General features: G+C 69.6%; 4 protein-coding genes and 1 pseudogene. 4 read left to right on the forward strand and 1 reads right to left on the reverse strand.

Translation table 11 applies throughout. From position 1 onward, the window contains the following. The 3 genes from QR77_RS30180 to ftsY form a co-directional block, all read left to right on the forward strand. Positions 1 to 1024, forward strand: a 1024-nt coding sequence (locus QR77_RS30180; protein ID WP_150130598.1) for an AAA family ATPase, incomplete at its 5' end; no start/stop codon positions are given. Positions 1025 to 1187: 163 nt separating this feature from the next. Further along, the gene (locus tag QR77_RS30185; RefSeq protein ID WP_040025157.1) at positions 1188 to 2603 is read left to right on the forward strand and encodes a sugar porter family MFS transporter; all 1416 of its coding nucleotides are present in this window, start codon (positions 1188 to 1190) and stop codon (positions 2601 to 2603) included. 58 nt (positions 2604 to 2661) lie between these two features. Then, on the forward strand, positions 2662 to 3885 hold the full coding sequence (gene ftsY, locus QR77_RS30190) for a signal recognition particle-docking protein FtsY (protein ID WP_040025160.1): 1224 nt from the start codon (positions 2662 to 2664) through the stop codon (positions 3883 to 3885). A gap of 37 nt (positions 3886 to 3922) precedes the next feature. Here ftsY and QR77_RS30195 read toward each other — a convergent pair whose 3' ends face one another. Further along, on the reverse strand, positions 3923 to 4540 hold the full coding sequence (locus tag QR77_RS30195; protein WP_040025162.1) for a bifunctional DNA primase/polymerase: 618 nt from the start codon (positions 4538 to 4540) through the stop codon (positions 3923 to 3925). Positions 4541 to 4964: 424 nt separating this feature from the next. Here QR77_RS30195 and QR77_RS49285 point away from each other — a divergent pair. Beyond that, positions 4965 to 5424: pseudogene (locus QR77_RS49285) on the forward strand (hypothetical protein); the annotation flags it as partial.

The raw sequence follows: 5424 nt of genomic DNA on the forward strand, positions 1-5424 counted from the left end.
GGTCGCCGCCGGGGCCCGGCAGTTGCTCGCGCATGTGGAGGTGTCGGTCGTACGGGCCGGGAGCGAGCGCTCAGCGGCCGAGGCGGCCAAGGCGGAGCGCGAGCGGCAGCTCGTCGTGGAACGCACCCAGGGCCGCGACCTCAAGGACGAGCTGGACAAACTGACCGATTCGGTGCACCGGGGCGAGGTACTCGGCGCGGAGAAGCGCATGCGGATCGAGCAGCTCGAAGGCAAGGCACTGGAGGAGCTGGGCGTCGAGCCGGCGGCGCTCGTCGCCGAGTACGGGCCCGATCAACTCGTACCGCCGTCGCTGCCGGCCGAGGGCGAGGAGCTGCCCGAGGACCCCGAGCACCCCCGCAACCAGCCGAAGCCGTACGCGCGTGGTGAGCAGGAGAAACGGCTCAAGTCGGCCGAACGGGCGTATCAACAGCTCGGGAAGGTGAATCCGCTCGCTCTGGAGGAGTTCGCGGCGCTGGAAGAGCGGCACACCTTCCTCTCCGAGCAGCTCGAAGACCTGAAGAAGACCAGGGCCGATCTGCTCCTGGTGGTGAAGGAGGTCGACGAGCGGGTCGAACAGGTCTTCGGTGAGGCGTTCCGGGACACGGCGAGGGAGTTCGAGGGCGTCTTCGCGCGCCTCTTCCCCGGCGGTGACGGCCGGCTGATCCTCACCGATCCGCAGAACATGCTCACCACGGGCGTCGACGTGGAGGCCAGGCCGCCGGGCAAGAAGGTCAAGCGGCTCTCGCTGCTGTCCGGCGGCGAACGGTCCCTGACAGCCGTGGCGATGCTGGTGTCGATCTTCAAGGCCAGGCCCAGCCCGTTCTATGTGATGGACGAGGTCGAGGCCGCGCTCGACGACACCAACCTCCAGCGGCTGATCCGGATCATGCAGGAGTTGCAGGAGAGCTCCCAGCTCATCGTGATCACGCACCAGAAACGCACGATGGAGGTCGCCGACGCGCTCTACGGCGTGTCCATGCAGGGCGACGGGGTCTCCAAGGTGATCAGCCAGCGCCTGCACTGACCGGGTGCGGCGGACCGCTGAACCGGGGCCGAACGGCGGGCCCCGGTGGTTCCGTATTCAAGTGGTGAGTGGTTGAGACCTGTGCCCCACTGGGATCACCTTGTCCATCCCACGCCTCACGCCCCACGTTCCACGGTGCGGCTGGACGGCCCCAGGAGTTCATGTGACGACAGCGAAGATTCCGCCGCCGGAAGGCCGGATCGCTCCACCGGACCATATCCGCCATGTCATCTTCATCACGGGGGCCGCCGCCATGGGCGGCTTCCTCTTCGGTTACGACAGCTCGGTGATCAACGGCGCCGTCCAGGCGATCAGGGAGCGGTACGACATCGGCTCGCTGGCCCTCGCCCAGGTCATCGCCATCGCGCTGATCGGCTCGGCGATCGGCGCCGCCGTCGCGGGCCGGATCGCCGACCGGATCGGCCGTATCCGCTGTATGCGGATCTCCTCCGTCCTGTTCACCATCAGCGCGGTCGGCTCCGCACTGCCCTTCGACATCTACGACCTGGCGTTCTGGCGGATCATCGGCGGCTTCGCCATCGGCATGGCGTCCGTGATCGGCCCCGCGTACATCGCCGAGGTCGCTCCCGCCGCCTACCGGGGCCGGTTCGGCTCCTTCCAGCAGGGTGCGATCGTGCTGGGGATCGCCCTTTCCCAGCTCGTCAACTACGGCATCCTCCAGATCGCCGACGGCGATCAGCGCGGCGACATCGCCGGCCTGGAAGCCTGGCAGTGGATGCTCGGCGTGATGGTCCTGCCCGCGATCCTCTACGGCGTCCTCTCCTTCGCGATCCCCGAGTCACCGCGCTACCTGATCTCCGTGGGCCGCAGGGAGCAGGCCAGGGCCGTGCTCGCCGAGGTCGAGAACAGGGACGTCGATCTCGACGCGCGGGTCGCCGAGATCGGCCTCGCGATGCGGCGCGAGCACAAGTCGACCTTCAGGGACCTGCTGAACGGACGTAACTTCCTGCCCATCGTCTGGGTCGGCATCGGCCTCTCGGCGTTCCAGCAGCTCGTGGGCATCAACGTCGCCTTCTACTACTCCGCGACCCTGTGGCAGTCCGTCGGCATCAACCCGTCGAGTTCGTTCTTCTACTCCTTCACCACCTCGATCGTGAACATCATCGGCACCGTGATCGCGATCGCGCTGGTCGACCGGGTGGGCCGGAAACCGCTCGCGATCGTGGGCTCCTGCGGGATGACCGTCGCGCTCTCGCTGGAGGCGTGGGCGTTCTCGGCGAAACTGGTGAACGGCAAGCTGCCGAACACGGAGGGCACCACGGCCCTGATCGCCGCGCACGTCTTCGTTCTCTTCTTCGCGCTGTCCTGGGGTGTCATCGTCTGGGTCCTGCTCGGCGAGATGTTCCCGAACACGATCCGCGCCGCCGCCCTGGGGGTCGCGGCGTCCGCGCAGTGGATCGCGAACTACGCCATCACCGCGAGCTTCCCCAGCCTGTCCGCCGACTGGAGCCTCTCCGGGACGTACATCATCTACGCGTGCTTCGCCGCGCTCTCCCTTCCCTTCGTACTGAAGTTCGTCAAGGAGACGAGGGGGAAGACCCTGGAGGAAATGGGCTGACGTCACCACGCCCACCGGCACCCACGACGGCGACGCCGTGGCCGATACTGGACGGGTTATGGAAATCGTCATCCTTGTTGTAGTCATCGCCCTGGTCGCTGTCGGCGCGATCAGCGGGCTCGTGGTCAGCAGCCGCAAGAAGAAGCGGCAGCCCCCCTCGGCCCCGTCGAGCACGCCGACCATCACAGCTCCGCCCGCCGAGCCGCATGTCGGCGACGAGGCGGAGACTCCGCGGGACGAACCCCGCCGCACCATCGAGGAGGTCGGCCTTCCCGAGGCCGACGAGATCACCGGAAGTCCGGTCGCCGTCGAGGATCCGGTCGTCGGCGAGGCGCCGCCGCGCGAGATCGACGTACCCGAACCGTCGGCCGGCCGGCTGATCCGGCTGCGCGCGCGCCTCTCCCGCTCGCAGAACTCCCTCGGCAAGGGGCTGCTCACGCTGCTGTCCCGCGAACACCTCGACGACGACACCTGGGAGGAGATCGAGGAGACGCTGCTCACAGCCGATGTCGGTGTCGCCCCGACCCAGGAGCTGGTCGACCGGCTGCGTGAGCGGGTACGGGTGCTCGGCACGCGGACGCCGGGCGAGCTGCGCGCCCTGCTGCGCGAGGAACTGATCGCGCTGCTCGGTACGGACTTCGACCGCGCGGTGAAGACCGAGGGCGGCCTGGAGACCCCGGGTGTCGTGATGGTCGTCGGCGTCAACGGCACCGGCAAGACCACGACGACAGGCAAGCTGGCGCGGGTGCTGGTCGCCGACGGCCGTTCCGTCGTGCTCGGCGCAGCCGACACCTTCCGCGCCGCCGCCGCCGACCAGCTCCAGACCTGGGGCGAGCGGGTCGGCGCGCGTACCGTACGCGGGCCCGAGGGCGGCGACCCGGCGTCCATCGCCTTCGACGCCGTCAAGGAGGGCATCGCCGAGGGCGCCGACGTCGTACTCATCGACACGGCGGGCCGGCTGCACACCAAGACCGGGCTGATGGACGAGCTGGGCAAGGTCAAGCGGGTCGTGGAGAAGCACGGTCCGCTGGACGAGGTGCTGCTCGTGCTGGACGCCACGACCGGGCAGAACGGACTCGTGCAGGCGCGGGTGTTCGCCGAGGTCGTGGAGATCACGGGCATCGTGCTGACGAAGCTGGACGGCACGGCGAAGGGCGGCATCGTGATCGCGGTGCAGCGCGAGCTGGGTGTGCCGGTGAAGCTGATCGGTCTCGGGGAGGGCCCTGACGACCTGGCGCCGTTCGACCCCGAGGCGTTCGTGGACGCGCTGATCGGGGACTGACGGGCGAAAGCAGGGCGAGGACCCCGCGCCCTGGCGTCTACGCCGCCGCCGAGCGGTGCGCGATGTACGCCAGGGTGCCCAGCAGCAGCCGGGCCTGCGGTGGCCGCGCGGTGTCCAGGGACGGCGGCCTGAGCCAGCGCACCAGCTCGGAGGGCGGCACGGCCACATGCGCGCCGGGACCCAGACCGCGCAGGTCCAGATCCGCGTCGTCCCAGCCCATCCGGTAGAGCAGCTCGGGGAGTTCGGCTGCGGCGCCCGGCGCCACGAAGAAGTGGGCGCGCCCCGACGCCGTGGCCAGGACGGGCCCCAGCGGCAGCCCCATCCGCTCCAGCCTCACCAGCGCGTGGCCGCCTGCGACCCGCGCCACATCGATGACGTCGAAGGTACGGCCGACGGGGAGCAGCACCGCCGCTCCCGGTACGTCGGACCACGCCTTGGTGACATCGTCGAGCGTCGAGCCCGCCGGGACCTCCTGGCACGGGTCGAGCGGGTGGGCGCCGGGCGAGGCGCACGATCCGGCGCCACAGGTGCACCGCCCGCCGCTCGTCCGCGCCCCGGGGACGACGTCCCAGCCCCAGAGTCCCGTGTACTCCGCCATCTCGGTGCACTCAGTGGTGCGCCCGCGGCGCCGCGTGCCGCCGATCGTGAAGCCCATGCCTCCTCCAACGGATCGAGCCGGCCGGTGGTTACGACTCGCATTGTTGCTGTGACTCTCTGTTGTCGTCGGGGCGCTTGCGCCCGCGTACGGAAGCACTGGGGGTGGCACAAGCCGATCCGCGCGCCCCGGCGCACAACGCCCGGCCCAGCCCTGACCTCGCGTGTCAAGTGAATCGCGCCCGGCCTCGGGCGAGTTCATTCGATGGGGTGGCGAATGGTGGCGATTGTGGATTCCCCCTCGCCGGAGGGGTGATCGTAGGATTACTTTCAGTGCACGAACCTCGGGGAAAGCGCGCCATGGGTATGCCGGAGGCACCTCGCTTGCCTGTTCGAAGGGGCGCATTCTCCGGACAGGCGGTCACAACTCAGGGCATTCTGATACCGGTTCGCGTGACAGGGCTTGACCGAATGGGGGCGTTCCAGTGGGCGGCAGTGGCGCAGGCAGCACGAATTCCGGCAAACGCCCGAACGGGCGGCTGGGCTCGTGGTTCGTGCGCAGCGGCTGGTCGAAGGGGGAACTCGCGCGCCAGGTCAACCGCAGGGCACGCCAGATGGGCGCCCACCACATCAGCACCGACACCTCACGGGTCCGGCGCTGGCTCGACGGCGAACAGCCGCGCGAACCCATCCCGCGTATCCTCTCCGAACTGTTCTCCGAACGCTTCGGAGCCGTCGTGCCCGTCGAGGACCTCGGACTGCGCTCCGCCCACCAGTCACCCTCGGTCTCCGGCATCGACCTGCCCTGGGCCGGCCCCCAGACCGTCGCGCTGCTGAGTGAGTTCTCCCGCAGCGACCTGATGCTGGCGCGGCGCGGCTTCCTCGGGACCTCGCTCGGCCTGGCCGCCGGACCCGGCCTGGTCGAGCCGCTCCAGCGCTGGCTGG

Source organism: Streptomyces sp. 150FB (assembly GCF_000818195.1).
Lineage (GTDB): Bacteria > Actinomycetota > Actinomycetes > Streptomycetales > Streptomycetaceae > Streptomyces.

Bases quoted from the DNA above. Each gene is read 5' to 3' on its own strand.
- ftsY (WP_040025160.1), top strand. From the start codon at position 2,662: ATGGAAATCGTCATCCTTGTTGTAGTCATCGCCCTGGTCGCTGTCGGC.
- QR77_RS30195 (WP_040025162.1), bottom strand. From the start codon at position 4,540: ATGGGCTTCACGATCGGCGGCACGCGGCGCCGCGGGCGCACCACTGAG.